The sequence below is a fragment of the Acinetobacter sp. LipI_19 genome (genome assembly GCF_058242925.1).
The window spans coordinates 1785973-1805039 of sequence record NZ_JBZAYK010000001.1; the positions used below are offsets into that span (position 1 = coordinate 1785973).

The window sequence follows — 19067 nt, forward strand, 5'->3', positions numbered from 1 at the left end:
AAACATTATTGTTCTGGTAAACAGATATTTAAAATTCCATCTAACTCATCAAGCGAGTTATAACTGATGACCAGCTTGCCTTTACCCTGTTTGTTATAGTCTAATTTTACACTTGCACTAAAACGTTCTGACAATTTTTGGGTCAGTTGCTGTACATCAGGCGCAAGTGGATCTTTAGATTTTTCCTGCTTTGGCGTATTCCAATCACGCACCAACTGTTCGGTTTGACGTACAGACAAACTCTTATCAATCACAATTTTTGCAATTTGCAATTGATCTTTAGCTTTTAGGGTCAATATCGCACGAGCGTGCCCCATGTCTAATAAACCTTGTTGCATTAAATCTTTGATTTCATCTTCTAGGCTTAATAAACGCAATACATTACTCACGGTAGTCCGTGCTTTACCTACAGTATCTGCAATTTCTTGATGACTCAAACCGAATTCTTCATGAAAGCGTTGTAATGCCAGTGCTTGATCAACAGGGTTTAAATCTTGGCGTTGAATATTCTCAATCAATGCCAGGGCAATCGCAACTTGATCGGTCAAATCACGTACAATTGCAGGAATTTCTGTCAAACCCGCCAATTGTGCCGCACGCCAACGACGTTCACCAGCTATAATTTCATATGGAGTTTCGTCATTTTCAATAGGACGAATTACAATCGGCTGCATTACACCATGTTTTTTAATTGATGCTGCAAGTTCTTGCAAATCTTGCTCACCAATAAAACGACGGGGTTGATAAGCGCCACGTTTTAATTGGGTTACATCCATCTGTTTTAATTGGCCATGATCCAATGCTTGAACTTCAAGTTGTAATTTTTCTTTTTGGATTGAACCTAATAACGCATCTAAGCCACGACCCTTTGCCAACCCTCTTTTTTTCACGGTCATGCTTTATTTCCTTTTTTCACTTTACTCTTTTTCAACATTTCAGCTGCTAAATTTAAATATGCAATTGCACCTTTAGAGCTTTTCTCAAAATAAATAATCGGCAATCCATGTGCTGGCGCTTCGGCCAACCTCACATTACGCGGAATCACTGTATCATAAAGTTTCTTACCAAAATACTGTTCTAATTCGGCAGAAACATCACGGGTGAGAGCATTACGCGCATCATACATCGTGCGAAGTACCCCAATAATTTCCAACTCAGGGTTTAAAGCTTGTTGAATTTTATCAATAGTCTGCGTCAGATCTGCCAATCCTTCTAATGCATAGTACTCACATTGCATTGGAATAATCACTGCATCCACTGCTGCTAAAGCATTGACCGTAATTAAACTCAAACTTGGCGCACAATCAACAATAATATAATCAAAGTCTTTTTCAATTTGCTGTAAAGCGTTACGCAAAATAAACTCACGTCCATCTTGCTCTGCAATTGCTAACTCAACACCTGCCAAATCACGATTTGAACCAAGCACTTTATAACCAACTTCGGCTTTACTAATTGCAGTTTCAATCGGTACTTCACCCAGAAGTACATCGGTGACAGAATACAACAAATCATTTTTTTGAATACCCGACCCCATTGTAGCATTACCCTGAGAGTCCATATCCACCAATAAAACACGCTTTTTCAACACTGCCAAAGAGGCAGCCAAATTCACGGCTGTCGTGGTTTTACCTACGCCACCTTTCTGGTTTGCGATAGCAATAATTTGAGCCATGGTAACCCCAACCCTTAGTCTGTTTTAAATCTGTTTTAATAAAAGTAAATGACGTTGTTCGTCCAACCGAGGTACATGCAATTCAATAATGTCACAACTCCACTTATCTTTTAAAGCATCAACTTCTTCAATGGGAATCAAACCTTTCATTGACGCAATGATACTGCCTTCATGCATATAAGGTTTTGAAGCTGTCACAAAATCTGTCAATGAAGCAAATGCACGACTGGTGATCACATCAAATTGCCCTAGATCATGGATACTATCTTCGTTTTCTACACGAGTCTGAACTGCGACAACATTTTTTAGTTTTAAATCTGCAATAAATTGTTTCAGAAAACGAATTTTCTTACCATTTGAATCCAACAAAACACATTGGCGTTCAGGTTGACACAGTGCAATGATCATCCCTGGCATGCCCCCGCCAGTACCAATATCGAGTAAACGACCAGCGGGTAAATCATTTAAAATACTTAAGCTATCCAATAAATGCTTAACCAACATTTCTTTTGGATCGCGAATCGCTGTTAAGTTATAAGCTTTGTTCCACAGGACGAGTGCATCTTGATATTGCAACAATAATCCTAATGCTTCATCACTAAGTTTTAAGCCAAGCTTTAGACTGCCTTGCTTTAACTCTTGAAAAAATGGATGCATGATCAAATAACATCTTTAAAAAATTAGCTGAAAGTATACCTATTTCTCGCCCGTGGAACAGTAGTTAACGATGAGTTAATACGCACTTAGGCCTATTTATTCGCACTTAAGTATACTCACCCTGTCTTATTTGCAAATCTAAGGCTGTTAAACGCTCAGGTGTACCAACATCAACCCACGCCGCTTGCATTTTCTCTGCCGAAATTTTACCGTCTAGCATGCCTTGTTTAAGCAAAGGTGCAAGTGGTCTTTTACCATGCTCCAGCCCATCAAACATTTTTGGATTGATCACAGCGATACCACTGTAAGTTAAATTTTCTCCTTGCTGATTTTGATCAAAGGTATAAGCACGACCATTTGCCAAGGTAAAATCACCTTGTGGATGTTGTTCAGGATTATTGACAAAAACCAAATGCGCAAGATCATCAGCAAGATCCATATTCAATAATGATGTAAAATCAAAAGTGGTCCATACATCGCCATTGACCAGAATAAAAGGTTGATCACCGAGAAGTGCTAAGGCATTGATAATCCCACCTGCGGTTTCCAAGCCCTCATCTTCACGCGTCCAGCGTATAGTCACACCAAATTGTGAGCCATCACCTAACGCACCGATCAGAATATCTGCCAACCATGCAGAGTTAATCACGATTTCAGTTACACCCATTTTTTTTAATTTTTCAATATGCCATACAATTAGTGCTTTGCCGCCCACTTCCAATAAAGGCTTTGGCTTATAGAGGGTCAAAGGTCGCATTCTATTGCCTAGACCAGCTGCTAAAATCATCGCTTTCATGCTGCAACCACCTCATATGCGCCATATTTTTCTTCAAATTTTGGCAAAACCCGTGCACGAATAAAACTCATGAACGGTTGTAATTCTGGGTAAGATTTTGACTCTTCCAATAAATACCACATGACACGAGGCAAGTCCTTGAGATAACCAGATTTACCGTCACGCTCAAACAAACGAACAAAAATACCTAAAATTTTGATATGGCGCTGAATTGCCATGAAGTCAGCATCTTGTTTGAATTGATCAAAATCACGATCTTGCTTCGCAGATTCTGGCAATAAGTCATAAAATACTTTAAACCACTCATACACACGCTCAGGACTCCACTGTACGTAGGCATCACGGGTAATCGAAATCAAGTCATAAGTGTCAGCACCAATCACTGCGTCTTGAAAATCAATCACACCTTGATCTTTCTCAGCTTCAAGAATCATCAGATTACGACTATGGAAATCACGATGTACGATTACTTGAGGTTGTGCCAAAGCAGCATTGGCAAGAATAGCAAAAGTTCGTTTAATTAATCCAAGCTCATCATCTGTTACTTGGATTGCTAATGATGGTAACAACCAATCTGTTAACAATTCCATTTCTGAGATCAGCTTTTCATAGGCATATGCGGGCAAGTGTGATGAATCAGCAAAAATAGATTGCAACTGCACCAACTGTTTAAAACTTTGTGCATAATGTGCATCTACCGTTTGATCATTCAATTGTGTAGATAGCAAGATATCGCCAAAATCTTCAAGCAACAATAAACCTTGATCTAAATCCTTGGCAACAATATGAGGTACACGCACCCCATTTGTGTCAAAGAACTCATCAATCGCAACAAAAGGACGACAATCTTCCTTCTCAGGAGGTGCATCCATAAGCATAAATGTTTTATTATTCAAGGTAATTCGTGCATAACGACGGAAACTCGCATCGCCTGCTAAAAAATTGATTTCAAATTGATCTGAACTGAGTACAGATGTTAACCATGTTTGTATCAATTGTTCACGTTGTGTATTCATTTGCAATTTAATCTAATTCAGGCTGAATTTTTGAAGTGCTAAGTGTAGCTACTTATCGACTTTTTCTCTATGATGCGACAATAATTAATTGCGATTAGCATATTTGGTTAATGAGACAAATGAAGCATCAGTTTAAATTTAATCCTTTAGCGACTGCTATTTTGACACTTCTTTGTGGAAGTTCAGTATCCAGCTATGCTGAATCGACAGACACTGTTTCTGAAGTTAATAATAAGCAACTGAATGCAGCCATCAAAGAAAGCTTTGCAGGGCAAAATTTCTTTGAACAATATTATGTGGACAAAAACTCGCCTGAAGCACAGGTACGTGATTTAAAAAATCCAAGCACGCGTTATTGTGAAGGTGTTTGGGTTACTCCTTTTAGCACCCAAGCTAAATCGACAAACCCAGAAGAAGCATCATCTGTGATTACCGCAGACAATGGTTATTACAATCCCAATGGTGACTCTTTCCTGTCTGGTGATGTGGTCATTGACCAATCTGGACGTATGATCCGTGCTGATGAAGTGACCATTGATAAAACACAAACTTTCGCCAAAGCGAAAGGCAATGTACAAATGGCACAAGGCGGTATCATCGCGCAAAGTGATCAAATCGATTACAATCTGAAAGATGAAACTGGTCAGTTAAATAATAGTTTCTATATTGCAGAATTGACCCACGCACATGGTCATGCAGAAAAAATAGAAAGAACTTCACCAACCAATATCGTTCTTGAAAATGCCACCTACACCACCTGCCCACCCGATGAAAAACCCACTTGGAAAATTCAGGCCAATAAAATTGAATTGGATCAAGATACGGGGCGTGGTGTAACGCGTGGCACCAAACTCTATGTTAAGGATGTGCCTGTACTCGCAGTTCCATATTTCAACTTCCCAATCGATGACCGCCGTACTACAGGGATTTTAAATCCTAGTTTCGGTTTTACTAATGATGGTGGCTTTGAACTCGCAGTTCCCGTTTATTTAAATTTGGCGCCCAACTATGATGCCACCATTACACCACGGCTGATAACTGACCGTGGTCTTATGGCTCAAGGTGAGTTTCGTTATTTAACTGAGAACTTTGGTGCTGGTAGCGTTTGGGGAAGTTATTTACCTTCTGACCGTGATTATAATGATGAAGATCGTAAAGACCTACATTTCCTACACAAGTGGGATATCACCAAACAATGGTCAACCAATTTAGAATACAATTATGTTTCTGATAAAGATTTTTTCTCGGATCTAGATAACAATCCAAACACACGAACAGAACTTAACCAACGCCGTGCTTGGGAACTCAATTACAATCACGGTATTCCAGGGTTAAAAGCTCAACTTAAAGTTGAAGACTTCCAAACACTCGATAAAACCATCAAAGATGTTGATAAGCCATATGCCCGCCTACCGCAGTTTTTACTCAACTATGTAGCTGGAAATCCACAAGGTTTGGAATACGAGTTTAACAACGACACTGCTTATTTCCAAAAAGACATCAATGATGCCGATTATAATAACCAGCCAAGTGGTACACGTTTATATAACCAATTTGCAACACGTTATAATTTCCGTAATCCATGGTCTTTTGTAATTCCAGAAGTCTCTGTACGTAGTTTAAATACCTTTTATGATCAAACTACTGTAGATCAACTTAACTTAAATAACCAAAGCCAAGATAGCAAAAATAAATCTGTTGTTGTTCCTCAATTTACCTTGGATACGGGTTTAACTTTCGAAAAGGACGGAAAATTCCTCCAGACCATTACACCTCGCGCTTTCTACGCCTATGCACCATATAAAAATCAAACAGGTTATCCAAACTTTGATTCAACAACAGCTTCTATTAGCTATGATCAATTGTTTAGCCCGTACCGTTTCTATGGACACGACCGCTTAGAAGACAATAACTTTTTATCGCTTGGTTTAAGCTATAGCTTGTTTGATACAGTGGGCTTAGAGCGTTTAAGAGCAAGTATCGGTCAAAGTTATTATTTTGATGATCGAAAAGTTACCTTACTCAACAATACAGATGATTTAGATAGAGAAAAACATACTGGTCCTGTGCTGAGCCTTTCTAGCCAACTTTCACAAAACTTCACACTGAGTACCAATTCAGCATGGATGTCAAATGGTGATAGCGCTCAACATGACTTTCAATTGTATTATACAGGGCAACGCGGAAACCTTTATAATGTTGGTTATTTTTATCGTAATAACCTCCCTGACCGTCAACGTGCATATGATCAAGCAGTTGCATCATTTATACAGCCTGTAAAAGACAACTGGCGTATTATGGGACATGTTCAATATGACCTTGACAACCATGTCGCACGCGAATATTTATTGGGTGTGAATTATGAATCTTGTTGTTGGGGAATTTCCGTCTATGGTCGCTCGTATTTTAATGATCTAGATGATGTTTCTCTTCCTGATACAAAGCCAAAACGCGCAGTGATGGCTGAGATCACACTAAAAGGACTTGGTGGTTTGAACAACAAGTTAAGTTCATTACTTGAAAATCGTATTTTAGGTTTTGATAAAGCTAATCAATCTTGGACACATTAATGAAGACGCAAAAATTTAAAAAATTATTTAAAGCATCAACCTTAGCTTTACTCATCTCCACCGCGGTATCAGTTTATGCTGCTCCGCAGGACCAAATCATAGCAATTGTTGGTTCTACAGCAATTTTAAAAAGTGATTTAGACCAAGGTGTTGCTGAAGCGACACATCGACTTCAGGCACAAAAGAAAGAAATCCCACCACAAAACATTCTGCAACAGCAAGTACTGAGTCAGCTCATCACCCATGATGCACAGCTTGAACAAGTGAAGAAGTATGGCTTAAAAGCAGATGAAAAAAGCTTAAATGAAGCCGTATTGAAAGTTGCCCAACAATCTGGTGCAAATTCTTTAGAAGCTTTTCAAAAAAAATTAGATGCTGTTGCGCCTGGTACTTATGAATTACTGCGTAACCGTGTTGCGGAAGATTTACTCATTCAACGATTGAGTCAACAACAAGTAATGTCTCGTATCAAGATCACTGACCTTGATGTTGAAAACTTCTTAAAATCACCTGAAGGTCAAGCTGCTGTTGGTAGTCAAGTTCATGTACTACATATGCGTATTTCAGGAGAAGCGCCAGCAAGCGAGTTAGAAAGTATTGCAAAAGCAGTCCGTACTGACTTAAAAGATAGCAATGACGTAAAAAGCTTAGAAAAGAAATTTACTACAGCACAAATCAAAGTCGATGGCGCTGATATGGGCTTTCGTCCGCTTTCAGACATTCCAACAGATCTTGCTGCACGTGTGACTACCCTTGAACCAGGTCAAACCACTGACTTAATTCCAGCAAAAGACGGGGTTCATGTTTTAAAATTATTAGAAAAAAAATCGAATGAACAAAAAGCATTGGTTTCACAGTTTAATACTCGTCATATTCTGATTAAAACATCAGAAGTTGTTAGCCCTGAAAATGCAAAGCAAACCATTGACAGTATTTATAATCGCTTAAAAGCGGGTGATGATTTTGCTACGCTTGCTTCAACTTATTCAAATGATCCAGGTTCTGCTCGTGATGGCGGAAGTCTTGGCTGGGTAAGCCCTGGCATGATGGTTCCTGAATTTGATAAACTCATGCAGAGCTCGCCAGTCAATGAAATTAGCAAACCATTTCAAACTCAATTTGGCTGGCATATTCTTCAAGTCACAGGTACACGTCAACAAGATATGACTTCAGAATACCAAAAGCGTATGGCACGCCAAATTTTAGGCGAACGTCAATTCGAATCAGAATATGACGGCTGGCTACGAGAGTTACGTGCAAATACTTACATTGAAATCAAAGATCCCAGCTTAGATCCAAAGAAAAATGAAAGTTAAGCCTGCGCTTAGTATTTAAATTAAAAAGCCAGTGTTCTACACTGGCTTTTTAATTTCAAAATCTTGGTTATCTTATTATTTCATAAATGGCTTGCATTGTTGATTAAAATTGAGCTGATGAAGCATGAAGCAAAGAGAATAGCGAGGCTATCTTCAGGTTTCATAACGTAAACCCAAGAAAATTTTAAACACAACCCCAAGCAAGAACAATGCGTGGCTTTATTTGCAGCGCAAGGACCAACGTTTTTACCATTACGTCGATACTCAGCGAAATGACGTTTACATCATTCAGAATGACTAAATTTCGTATCATCTAAAAACGGTGTAGGTGCAAACATAGATAAATTTCAACATAGTCTCATATTAAGAGAAGCCAATAAAAAAGAGACACCAATTTGGCGTCTCTTTTACAATCGTTCTTGTTAAATCAAGAAATTAACGATTGTTTTCATCTTCTTGTGAATCTTCAAATTTTGTTTCGCCGCCAAAGTCAGTACCTTGACCGCCGAAGCCACCTTGACCACCGAAGCCACCTTGACCACCGAAGCCACCTTGACCACCGAAGCCACCTTGGCTACCGAAACCACCTTGACCACCGAAACCGCCTTGTTGACCACCAAAGCCGCCTTGTTGACCACCGAAGCCACCTTGACCACCAAAGCCACCAGCTTGACCGCCGAAGCCACCAGCTTGACCACCAAAGCCACCAGCAGCGCCTTGAGCACCAGCAGGAGCACCAGCAGGACGTGGATTACGTGCAGGTACAACAGTTGAAATAGCATGCTTATAAACCATTTGGCTTACTGTGTTTTTCAACAAAACAACATACTGGTCAAAAGATTCAATATGACCTTGTAATTTAATACCGTTTACAAGAAAAATAGAAACAGGAATACGTTCTTTACGGAGAGAATTTAAGAACGGATCTTGTAAAGTTTGACCTTTAGACATTTTATACTCCAAAAAAAATTAAAATCAGCGCAAAAACTACCTTTATTTTTCAATTAAAATTTATAAAAAAGGTAGTTGTTAAATTTTGCTTTATCCGTATAAGTTTCGCAAGTCTTCTTGTGCTTGGTTTATCGTAAAAAAAGTTTGAAAAGAGTGTGTTTCTTGCAAAGATCGTAACCAAGTGTATTGACGTTTTGCTAATTGTCGTGTTGCAAAAAGTGCTTTATCCTTCATTTGGCGTTCACTTTCTTGACTCAAATCACTGTTTTTTAAAAAATCTATCGCTTGTCTATATCCAACTGAGCGTGAAGAAGGTAAATTTTCTTCAAGATCGTATTTTTTCATAAGATTTTCAACCTCATTTAAAAATCCGATTTCCCACATTTTTTCCAAGCGTAACTCAATTCGCTTGTGCAGCTCAAGACGATCAGGCAATAAAGCATAATTATGAAAATGATAACGGTAAGGTTGATTCTTCGGTTGTTCTGCCTGTAGTTGAGTAATAGGACGACCAGTAATTTTATACACTTCTAAAGCACGAATGATTCGTTGCTTATCACTGACTTTAAATTTTTCACCTGCCAACACATCAACAGATTTTAATTCATCATACACCGATTGCCAGCCTTCCGTTTCACCTTTTAACTCAATCGCAGCACGAATCGCGTAATCAGCACTCGGTAAATTTGTAGAGAGCCCCTCAAGCAACGCTTTAAAATATAGCATTGTACCGCCAACTAAAATAGGTGTTTTACCGCGTGCATGGATACCATCAATCAGTTGACAAGCATCCTCGACAAATTCAGCAGCGGAATAAACCTCAAGTGGGGTAATAATATCAATCAAATGATGCGGATAACGCTCCTGCTCTGCTTTAGTCGGCTTTGCTGTACCGATATCCATATCTTTATAGACCAAGGCAGAATCTACAGAAATGAGCTCATAATCCCCATGATCATACAATTCACATGCCAAAGCAGTTTTTCCGCTTGCGGTTGGTCCCATTAAATTGATGACTGGCAATTGATTTGACATGTACAACTACTCTCCTCGAGCAAATAATTTATCTAATTGGAGTAATGGAAATGCACGCCATGTTGGTCGACCATGATTACACTGACTTGCAAATTCTGTATGTTCCATTTGTCGCAGCAAAGCATTCATTTCTGAAAGACTTAGCATTCGATGTGCGCGCACTGCGCCATGGCATGCCATTCCTGCTAAAATTTGATCACGCTTCTGCTGTAGTGCTTGAGCTTCATCATTTGGATCTAAATCATTGAGCAATTCAGGTACTAAGGACTCAAAATCAGCTTTATGCAAAATTGCAGGCACGCCACGCACAATTACTTGATCATCACCATATTGATCAATTTCTAGACCTAAGCGCTCCAACTGCGGTTTTAAATCATCAACACGGGTTGCCTGCATACGGGTAATCGAAATGACTTTAGGAATAAGCAACTGCTGTGAGGTCCAAAATTCTGGTTTATCCCATGCAGATTTCATTTGTTGTAGCAAAATACGTTCATGCGCTGCATGCATATCGACAATAATCAGGCCTTCCGTATTCTGTGCAAGAATATAAATTCCATGTAATTGCGCTATTGCAATTCCCAACGGATATTCATCAACCTGATGGACCTGTTTATTTTGGATTTCTTGTACAGATCGCTCATAGGACGCTTGATCAGTTAATTCTTGACCAGCATCCTCAGACTCACGTAAAGGGGCTAAATAGCTTTTCAAGGCGTTATTGAGTTGTTGAGTGCCACGATACTGCTGTTGTGGTTCATAGTGGGAATAATTGACTGTTTGGGCATGTGCATCACTAAAATCTGTTAGACCACTATGCTGTATAGACCCATCTGAATTGCTTCGGTTATTTTGATCACTTACATCTTGCTCAGTTGGTACATTGCGATGTAAAGGAAATTGTTCCTGATAACGTGGCTGCGCTGGCAATGCTTGATTTTCTGTTGCGCCATCCTGCTTCATTGCAGAAGACAAATCCGCAGTTGCAGTTTGGAATTGAGATAAAGTATCTTTAGCAAAATGTCGTACAAACTCATGCACTTCACGCTGATTTAGAAAGCGAATTTCATGCTTAGTTGGATGTACATTCACATCAATATTTTCAGGATCTACTTCTAAAAATAGCAAATAGGCAGCATGTTGATGCCCATGCAAAATACCATCATATGCCATCCGTAAAGCATGTGAAATGGTTTTATCTTTGACGATACGACCATTTACATATACATACTGTAAATCTGCTTGTGCACGCGCATCTGAAGGATGACCTAACCACCCTGATAAACGCATACTAATACTATCTGCATCAATCCAATACGCATTTTCAGTGAATTGACGACCTAATAATTGCTGTACTCGTTGAAATCTCAATTCACCACTGTCGGCAATCGGCAAATTGAGACGAATATTATCATTATGTTCTAAAACAAAACGTATATCGAAATGCGTGAGAGCCATTCGACGCACGATCTCTTCAATATGACCAAACTCAGTAGCTGGTTTCTTTAAGAATTTACGCCGTGCCGGTACATTAAAAAATAAATCTTGAATACGAATATGTGTACCCTGTTGGGTAGCTACAGCCTGAATATCTTGATGATCGAATGCTGTACCATTGACTTCAAGTTGATAACCTACACCCGAATCATCCTGACTACTGGTTAAGGTTAAACGCGAAACAGCGGCAATAGATGCAAGCGCCTCACCACGAAAGCCCAAACTCATAATTGCTTGTAAATCTTCAGCAGATTGAATTTTACTGGTTGCATGTCGAGTGACTGATAGCGCTAAATCTTCAGCATGAATACCTCGTCCATTGTCAATAATTTCAATCAGGGTACTTCCACCATTTGCCACACGTATAATCAGCTCTGTCGCACCTGCATCTATCGAATTTTCAAGTAACTCTTTCACTACAGATGATGGGCGTTCAATCACCTCGCCTGCAGCAATTTGGTTGGCAAGGGCTGGATCTAAACTTTGGATACGTCTTAAACTGATATCTTCACGTTGCATTCAATTAACCTAAAATATAAATAAATCAGAATATCTGGTTGCTTTAAAATGCTGAAAACATTGATCAACTCAACGCTTCAATCAATTCAGCAGAAACACTTTCAATTATCACTTCACGAGCAACTTCATCGTCTGTTTTTAAAATAGTAATCACATGATCTGCTTGTGGGATCTCATCAGCGCCTTTAGAGGGCCATTCAAATAAAAATAAAGCATTCTCGACTTCTAAATAATCTCGAATACCCATTAGTTCGAGTTCATAAGGATCATTTAGACGGTACAAGTCAAAATGAAAGACATCTTTCACATTGATCTTGTAAGGTTCTACCAATGTATATGTGGGACTTTTCACAGCACCTTGATGCCCTAAACTTTGCAACCAATAACGCGTGAGTGTGGTTTTTCCCGCACCTAAGTCACCGATTAAATAAATTACGCCTTTTGCAATATGTTGAGCGAGCTTTTGTGCCAACATTTGGGTGTCTTGTTCATTGCTCAGAGTTAATTTATATGAATATTGCATAACGCTCACGATATGATTCAAACTAGACAATATGATAGCATTGCGTGACTTTAAAACCTATGTTGCATTGTTTAGAAATCATGTTTTGATACTTCATAACACGCATACATAACCTACTTTAATCTTATCTGCATAAAAAATACGCTTATGAAATCAGTCACTGCTCTTTCAGAATATCACCCCCCCATGAGAGATGGTGTAACAGCTTCAAAAGTTTATCTCCCTAAATTAGAAAATTTACCTAAAAATTTATTCAGTTATTTATGTAACCATTTTCCGCATATTTCAACCAATGAATGGCAACAACGTTTTGAAGATCAACTCATCTTGGATATGCATGGTCAAGTATTAACAATAGATCACCCCTATCTAGCAAATACTCATATTTACTATTATCGATTTCTAACGCATGAGATTTATGTGCCTTTTCAAGAAAGTATATTATTTGAAAATGAGGACTTCATTGCCGTAGATAAACCTCATTTTTTGACCATCAGTCCCTCAGGCCAATATATACAAGAAACATTATTAGTCCGTTTGAAAAAAACCACGAATAATCCTGACTTAACCCCCATCCATCGTTTAGATCGTGAAACTGCTGGCATTGTATTGTTTTCTAAACGCCCACAAACACGTGGTCTATATCAACAAATGTTTGCACAACGACAAGTCAATAAAACCTATCAAGCAATTGCAAAATTTGATTCTGAGTTAAGCTTTCCACGTTCTGTAGATTTAAGAATGGAAAAGGGCGAACCTTTTTACACCATGAAAGTTGTTGATGGAAAATCAAACTCATATACCGAAATTGATCTCATTGAACATAATCAAATTTGGGCAAAATACTTACTTAAGCCATCAACGGGTAAACAGCATCAATTAAGGGTACATTTAAATTGGTTAAATATTCCAATTAAAAATGACCCCTTTTATCCGCGAGTTCAACATAAAGATGCTGCTGATTTTTCACAACCTTTGCAGCTTTTAGCCAAAAAAATTCAGTTTCTTGACCCGATTAGACAAGTAGAATATTGCTTCTGTTCTAACTATGAATTGACACTGTAATTTTGACGTAATGACAAATATATGACTTTTTGGCGATTAAGCATTGAAATTCCGAAAGCTTTGATTAAAATAAGCATTCAAACTCTAATTTTGTTTGGTCACTATTCATGAGAAAAACCGAAGTCTATCAAGTACGTCTTGATTCACAAGAAAAAAAACTAGCATTTGCTGTTTTTAAACAATTGGGGATTACGCCTGCACAAGCAGTTCGACTGTTTTTTAAACAAGTTGTCATCACAAAATCCATCCCTTTCGCTATAGAAAATCAAAATATCAATATGGATCAGTTACTCAAGCTGAGAAAACTTAAGCAAGACCAACAAAACGGGCAACTCAATTCATCTGTTGATTTAAATGATGACGATGAAGATCTATTTGCAGAGTTAAATGCCATCTTGGGTGAAAGTGACAAAAAATAACACTGTCGCATTTTTAAACAAATAATTAAGTTTACTTTTCTATTTTTTGGTTATGCTCTTTTGCAAAGATAAAAATCATTGCAAGGAGTAATAAATGATCGTTAGACGAGCGACCAAAGAAGATTTAAATCAACTTGCTACTTTATTTGATGAATATCGCCAATTTTACGGCGCATCTTCCAATATCCAACAGTCCTTTAATTTTTTAAAACAACGTTTTGAAAATAAAGAAAGTGTAATCTTCATCCATGTCAAAGATGATGTTTTTACAGGCTTTGTGTTGTTATACCAAGGCTTTTCATCTGTTTCTTGTTCAAAGTACTATATTTTAGATGATGTTTATGTAACACCTGTTTTTCGTCGACAAGGTTCTGCCAAGCAACTGATTGATACTGCAATTCTTTTTGCACGTCATGAAGATGCGCAACGAATCAGTTTACAAACCCAGAAAAACAATTACCATTCACATCAGCTCTATGAGCAAATGGGTTTTGTTAAAGACAATGAATTCCAGACATTTCATTGTTTTCTTAAGTAATTTGTACTATACAATTTTTAATCAATTCAATACAGGTTTCAACATCTTTGCGAATTTAAGTACATTGGGTATCGTGTCCTGTGAAATAGGAAAGACCACAGCACAGGATTTTTACTATCCAATACTGTACTTTCATGTCCTAAATAACACTTTAATTTGAGCAATTTTATCAAATTCTTTTTGATTCACTTTAACCACAACTTTACGAAAAGAATGTTCTAACCAATTTTTATAACTTTCGGCATCAGCATCTTGAACAAATTGTAAATGCGCAGCCAAAACTGCATGCGCAACAAGAGTTGGAACCATAAAGTCTGGCATTTTATCTAAAACAGCAATAAAGAGCTTTAAAGCCATGATCAAATCACTATTTGTTCATTTTGACTATTTCTAGCAGCATTCACCTGATCTTCTGTCAAATAAACCCACTCGCCTTCAACCAATTCTTTAAGTGCTAATTGTCCGACTTGTGCACGATGCAAGCTTTCAACCCTATTACCCACTGCAGCTAACATCCGTTTGACTTGATGATAAACCCCTTGGTGTACAGTCATTTGTAATGCATATTCAGCCAAGCGCTGTACATCTGTTGCTGCAAATGTACCTTTTTCATTGCGTAATTCTACACCCTGTTCAAGTTGTTGAATCTGATCATCTGTAATTGGATCTGCTGTTTGTATTTGATAAACTTTAGCCACGTGCTTTTTAGGATGAGTCAATGCTTGCAAAAACTGCCCATCATCCGTGAGTAGCAATAGACCCGTCGTGTCCTGATCTAAACGACCAACAGTTTGTAAACCACGGTTCATAAGTACATCATCGAATAAATCAAAAACACTAAAATGGTGTGTTGATTGATGGGAACATTCGTAATCCTGCGGTTTATTTAAGGCAATATAGACTTTTTCACGGTATTTAAATGTTTCGGTATAGACTGAAAATACTAGATTTTGGGTATCAAGCTTAAATTTAGGGTCTGTAACGACCTCGTTTTGGATTTGAATTGCACCATTTTTGATGAGTTGTTGGCAATGCTTACGTGAACCAAAGCCTTGTGATTGCAACATTTTTTCCAAGAACATAAATCAATACCTTAAAAATTCACGATACATTTTAAAGTATCGTGAATTGAAACCCAAACAACATTCAGGCTTTTTTAGCCTTATTGATTAATCAATATATGCTTTTATCAAGTATTAAAGATAAATGACTTATGTACAGCAACACCCGCCAGTGCTCCATCTGCAACTGAAAAAGCAACTGAACCACCTGAACGGGTGATATCACCACAAGCATATATCCCTTTAAGATTGGTTTCTTTCATGGCTGTGGTTTGAATGGCTTCGCTATATTCATTTACATCAAGCGCTACACCCAGTTTTTTGATCCAAGGGGCATTGATGCGCATAAAAGTGGAAATGAATAATCCATCTAATTGAACCTGCTCACCATCTTCCAAGACTAAATCACAATGATTGTGTATTTTAAGAATTTTGCGGGTATTTAATTTCACATTTCTTTGTTTAAGCTGTTTAAGTATGACGGGATCTAATTCAGCTTGTGAAATTGCATCATTTAAAAATAAAGTGGTATTGCCCCAGTCGGGTAACATCAGTGCCATATGGATCGAATGTAAACCTGAACATAACACTCCAAGTGTCCCCAGATTTAACTCATAGCCATCACAGTATGGACAATGAAAAATACTTTTCCCCCACCGTTCTGCTAAACCATCGATTTTAGGTAAATCATCGTTAACGCCTGTAGCAATAATTATTTTTTTGACTTGAATGGTTGTACCCGTGTCATCGGCTTGGTCTATTTGAATCTCATATTGCTGCCCGACAGCTCTCACATCGGTGACTGATGCGTTAATACATGACAAAGTTTGGTATTTGTCTAACTGTAATTTTGCATCACGAATAATTGCTGCTGGCGTATTGCCATCTTGGGTTAAGAAATTATGCGAATGTTCAGCAAAACGATTACGACGCATGCCTGCATCAATCATTAACACTTTTTTTCTAGCACGAAGCAATGGTAATGCTGCTGATAAACCTGCATAACTCCCACCAATAATTACGACGTCATAATTCATTTTCAACACCAATAAGTAACTTTTAAAGTTACTATATTTAGTTATTTTTATAATTGCAACTTTTAATGTTACAATTAGAAAAAGAACATTGACTTAAAACTATGCGTAAAGACAGTAAGCTTTCTCGAATGTTGCATGTGCTATTACATATGGCACGTGAAAAAAAACCGTTCACCTCTGAACAAATTTCAATCATGTTAGACACCAATCCTGTCGTAGTGCGTCGTACCATGTCTGGTTTAAAAAAAGCAGGCTTTGTCCATGCAGACAAAGGCCCTGGTGGTGGTTGGACTTTAGTGCAAACCTTAGAACAAATATCATTATTTGATATTTATCAGGCTGTTGGAGAACCTACTATTTTTGCGATTGGCAATGAACAAGAAACACCCAACTGTCTGGTTGAATTGGTGGTAAATAAGGCTTTAAACCAAGCCATGCAAGAGGCACAAAACATTTTAATACAACAGCTTAAATCAACGAATCTGTCTAAACTAGCACAAGACTTTGAGTATGAATGGAATTTATTGGGTGCTGAAACTCAAAAATTTATTGTCCATTAAATCCGCATTCAGCTGAATTTAAATGTAACTCATCGCCTGACAAGACAAATTCACATGCTGCTTTTCAGTATAATGGGGCGATATATTAATTTTTAATGATGAATATTGATGAGTTTTTCTAGTCTAGACCTAAATTTAATTGTGCTTCTTGTTTTATTGGTCTGCGGCATTTTCAGTCACAATACTGCGGTCACCATTGCAGCTGGGATTTTGATCGTCTTTAGAATCACACCGTTAAGTGAATTTTTCCCATTATTACAGACCCACGGTTTAGAAGTAGGCGTTATTATTTTAACTATTGGTGTGCTTACTCCAATTGCCAGTGGCAGAATCCCTGGTGATGTCATTTTAAAATCATTTATGCACTGGAAATCATTAACAGCTATTGCGATTGGTTTATTAGTTGCATGGTTAGGTGGCCGTGGAGTTTCCTTAATGACCAGCCAACCCAATGTCGTTGCAGGTTTATTGATTGGAACTGTCGCTGGAGTTGCTCTGCTCAGAGGTGTACCTGTGGGTCCCTTGATTGCTGCAGGAATTCTATCTTTACTGATTGGAAAAACTTAAAGTATTTTAAAATATACTCTCTTAACCCTGATCTGATAGTTTCGAGATTTGCTTAAAACTATCAGGTTAAGTAGAGCTACATTCAACTCATAAAATTGATAAATGCTTATACATAACGATTGGCAGATACTCTCAATGCATATGATCCACATAAATGATATTGAACAAACCTAAACTATACTAAAATTTATTTCAAATTAAAGATTTTAAAACTCAAGTGTTTAGGTTGATGATTTTTCTAGAACGTTTATGTTCATACATTTTAAGGTCTGCAAATTCAATCAACTTATTGAGTTCAATGCCATCTTCAGGAAATAAAGCCAGACCTACACTTGCACCCATAGTCAATTTGACGTTTTCAAATACAAATGGTAATCCACATGCTTCAACAATACGATTCATGACTTTTTTTGCCAACTGTTGATCGCCAAGACTGCTTAAAATCACTGCAAACTCATCGCCCCCCAAACGTGCAACCAAATCATCGTGTCGCGTAGTATTGACAATACGTTTACCAATTTCCTTTAATGCCTCATCACCTAAACGGTGTCCATATTGATCATTGATTGGTTTCAAGCCATCCATATCAATGATCAAAATCCCAAGTAGTTTTTGTGTACGTTTCGCTTTTTCAACACCTTGTCTTAGACAATCAAGAAACAAAGCACGATTGGCAAGTCCTGTTAACTGATCCTGTGTGGCAAGTTTATAGAGTTCTTGGGCACCAAACTTACTAGCATGATACATTGCAGCAGCAATCAGTTCAGACATGAGAGTAAGTAAATTTATATCACTTTCTTTAAAAGCATTTACGCGTTCTGAATAAATTTTTAATACACCAATCGGTTCATCACAATGAATTAGTGGTACAACAGCCATAGAACGCAGCCCAACCCGTCTACATGCTTCACGATCTACACGCGCATCAGTTTCACTATCTTTACAATACAAAGTCGTATTCTGCGCGATACAGAGCCCTGAAAGGCTAGAGCCCATCTTTAATCGTAGGCCTAGAAATTGATTAGCGCCATTTGAAACGGCACGATAAACCATATCACCTTCTTCAGCGAGCTCTACAATTGCACCTTTTGCATGGGTAATCAATTGAACTTGCTCTGCCACTAAAGTCATGACAGCATTGATATCTAAGCCTAATTTTGCAATTGCTGTCTGCGTCTGAATCACTGACAGTAATTGTTTTGAGGTTGGTTGTTTCGTTTTAGACATACATCATCCTAGACGAGGGTGATCCAATTTAAGTATAT

General features: G+C 38.0%; 20 protein-coding genes. 7 read left to right on the top strand and 13 right to left on the bottom strand.

The genetic code is table 11. The features are described from left to right. Positions 1 to 5 precede the first annotated feature (5 nt). The 5 genes from AC4CVF_RS08655 to AC4CVF_RS08675 all read right to left on the bottom strand — a co-directional run bounded on the left by AC4CVF_RS08655 (position 6) and on the right by AC4CVF_RS08675 (position 4144). Entirely contained in the window at positions 6 to 896 is an 891-nt protein-coding gene (locus tag AC4CVF_RS08655) for a ParB/RepB/Spo0J family partition protein (RefSeq protein ID WP_490789206.1), read from the bottom strand. Beyond that, a complete protein-coding gene (locus AC4CVF_RS08660) occupies positions 893 to 1675 on the bottom strand; it encodes a ParA family protein (RefSeq protein WP_004720853.1) in 783 nt (260 codons plus the stop codon). Before AC4CVF_RS08660 ends, AC4CVF_RS08655 begins: the two co-directional genes overlap by 4 nt. A gap of 24 nt (positions 1676 to 1699) precedes the next feature. Next, positions 1700 to 2332: a 16S rRNA (guanine(527)-N(7))-methyltransferase RsmG gene (rsmG, locus tag AC4CVF_RS08665; RefSeq protein ID WP_336951442.1), complete on the bottom strand. Its 633-nt coding sequence runs from the start codon at positions 2330 to 2332 to the stop codon at positions 1700 to 1702. A 106-nt stretch (positions 2333 to 2438) separates the two neighbouring features. Next, positions 2439 to 3128, bottom strand: a complete 690-nt coding sequence (gene murU / locus AC4CVF_RS08670; protein WP_336951443.1) for an N-acetylmuramate alpha-1-phosphate uridylyltransferase MurU — start codon at positions 3126 to 3128, stop codon at positions 2439 to 2441. Then, positions 3125 to 4144 (bottom strand): aminoglycoside phosphotransferase family protein, encoded by a 1020-nt coding sequence (locus AC4CVF_RS08675; RefSeq protein WP_336951444.1) that lies wholly within the window; start codon positions 4142 to 4144, stop codon positions 3125 to 3127. The genes murU and AC4CVF_RS08675 overlap by 4 nt, the downstream gene beginning before the upstream one ends. A 119-nt stretch (positions 4145 to 4263) precedes the next feature. Here AC4CVF_RS08675 and AC4CVF_RS08680 point away from each other — a divergent pair, with 119 nt between their 5' ends. Continuing rightward, the gene (locus AC4CVF_RS08680) at positions 4264 to 6714 is read left to right on the top strand and encodes an LPS-assembly protein LptD (protein ID WP_096734006.1); all 2451 of its coding nucleotides are present in this window, start codon (positions 4264 to 4266) and stop codon (positions 6712 to 6714) included. After that, positions 6714 to 8030, top strand: coding sequence for a peptidylprolyl isomerase (locus AC4CVF_RS08685; protein ID WP_336951445.1), 1317 nt, complete (start codon positions 6714 to 6716; stop codon positions 8028 to 8030). Before AC4CVF_RS08680 ends, AC4CVF_RS08685 begins: the two co-directional genes overlap by 1 nt. 435 nt (positions 8031 to 8465) lie before the next feature. On the opposite strand, the gene hfq is transcribed toward AC4CVF_RS08685, so the two are convergent. The 4 genes from hfq to tsaE form a co-directional block, all read right to left on the bottom strand. Beyond that, entirely contained in the window at positions 8466 to 8981 is a 516-nt protein-coding gene (gene hfq, locus AC4CVF_RS08690) for an RNA chaperone Hfq (protein ID WP_004720864.1), read from the bottom strand. 90 nt (positions 8982 to 9071) lie between these two features. Then, complete coding sequence (miaA, locus tag AC4CVF_RS08695; RefSeq protein WP_490789207.1) at positions 9072 to 10016, bottom strand: tRNA (adenosine(37)-N6)-dimethylallyltransferase MiaA; 945 nt, start codon at positions 10014 to 10016, stop codon at positions 9072 to 9074. A 6-nt stretch (positions 10017 to 10022) separates the two neighbouring features. Then, on the bottom strand, positions 10023 to 12032 hold the full coding sequence (gene mutL / locus AC4CVF_RS08700) for a DNA mismatch repair endonuclease MutL (protein ID WP_490789208.1): 2010 nt from the start codon (positions 12030 to 12032) through the stop codon (positions 10023 to 10025). 64 nt (positions 12033 to 12096) lie between these two features. Then, positions 12097 to 12555 (bottom strand): tRNA (adenosine(37)-N6)-threonylcarbamoyltransferase complex ATPase subunit type 1 TsaE, encoded by a 459-nt coding sequence (gene tsaE / locus AC4CVF_RS08705; protein ID WP_419820483.1) that lies wholly within the window; start codon positions 12553 to 12555, stop codon positions 12097 to 12099. Between the two features lie 147 nt (positions 12556 to 12702). Here tsaE and AC4CVF_RS08710 point away from each other — a divergent pair, with 147 nt between their 5' ends. The 3 genes from AC4CVF_RS08710 to AC4CVF_RS08720 all read left to right on the top strand — a co-directional run bounded on the left by AC4CVF_RS08710 (position 12703) and on the right by AC4CVF_RS08720 (position 14577). Next, positions 12703 to 13620, top strand: coding sequence for a pseudouridine synthase (locus AC4CVF_RS08710; protein WP_490789209.1), 918 nt, complete (start codon positions 12703 to 12705; stop codon positions 13618 to 13620). 107 nt (positions 13621 to 13727) lie between these two features. Next, a complete protein-coding gene (locus tag AC4CVF_RS08715) occupies positions 13728 to 14039 on the top strand; it encodes a type II toxin-antitoxin system RelB/DinJ family antitoxin (RefSeq protein ID WP_419327440.1) in 312 nt (103 codons plus the stop codon). 94 nt (positions 14040 to 14133) lie between these two features. Next, positions 14134 to 14577: a GNAT family N-acetyltransferase gene (locus tag AC4CVF_RS08720; protein WP_490789210.1), complete on the top strand. Its 444-nt coding sequence runs from the start codon at positions 14134 to 14136 to the stop codon at positions 14575 to 14577. A 132-nt stretch (positions 14578 to 14709) separates the two neighbouring features. On the opposite strand, the gene AC4CVF_RS08725 is transcribed toward AC4CVF_RS08720, so the two are convergent. From AC4CVF_RS08725 to AC4CVF_RS08735, 3 genes are all read right to left on the bottom strand, one after another. Continuing rightward, on the bottom strand, positions 14710 to 14934 hold the full coding sequence (locus AC4CVF_RS08725; protein ID WP_336951451.1) for a peptidyl-tRNA hydrolase: 225 nt from the start codon (positions 14932 to 14934) through the stop codon (positions 14710 to 14712). 2 nt (positions 14935 to 14936) lie between these two features. After that, positions 14937 to 15659, bottom strand: a complete 723-nt coding sequence (locus AC4CVF_RS08730; RefSeq protein ID WP_419327439.1) for a pseudouridine synthase — start codon at positions 15657 to 15659, stop codon at positions 14937 to 14939. A 107-nt stretch (positions 15660 to 15766) separates the two neighbouring features. Beyond that, on the bottom strand, positions 15767 to 16675 hold the full coding sequence (locus AC4CVF_RS08735) for an NAD(P)/FAD-dependent oxidoreductase (RefSeq protein ID WP_336951453.1): 909 nt from the start codon (positions 16673 to 16675) through the stop codon (positions 15767 to 15769). A 101-nt stretch (positions 16676 to 16776) separates the two neighbouring features. On the opposite strand from AC4CVF_RS08735, the gene AC4CVF_RS08740 reads away from it, so the two are divergent. Both AC4CVF_RS08740 and AC4CVF_RS08745 read left to right on the top strand, forming a co-directional pair. After that, positions 16777 to 17235 carry an RrF2 family transcriptional regulator gene (locus tag AC4CVF_RS08740; RefSeq protein WP_336951455.1) on the top strand — a complete coding sequence of 153 codons (459 nt, stop codon included), beginning with the start codon at positions 16777 to 16779 and terminating at the stop codon, positions 17233 to 17235. A 108-nt stretch (positions 17236 to 17343) separates the two neighbouring features. Then, positions 17344 to 17802: a DUF441 domain-containing protein gene (locus tag AC4CVF_RS08745; RefSeq protein WP_490789211.1), complete on the top strand. Its 459-nt coding sequence runs from the start codon at positions 17344 to 17346 to the stop codon at positions 17800 to 17802. Between the two features lie 213 nt (positions 17803 to 18015). On the opposite strand, the gene AC4CVF_RS08750 is transcribed toward AC4CVF_RS08745, so the two are convergent. After that, entirely contained in the window at positions 18016 to 19029 is a 1014-nt protein-coding gene (locus tag AC4CVF_RS08750; RefSeq protein ID WP_336951459.1) for a diguanylate cyclase domain-containing protein, read from the bottom strand. Between the last annotated feature and the right edge of the window lie 38 nt (positions 19030 to 19067).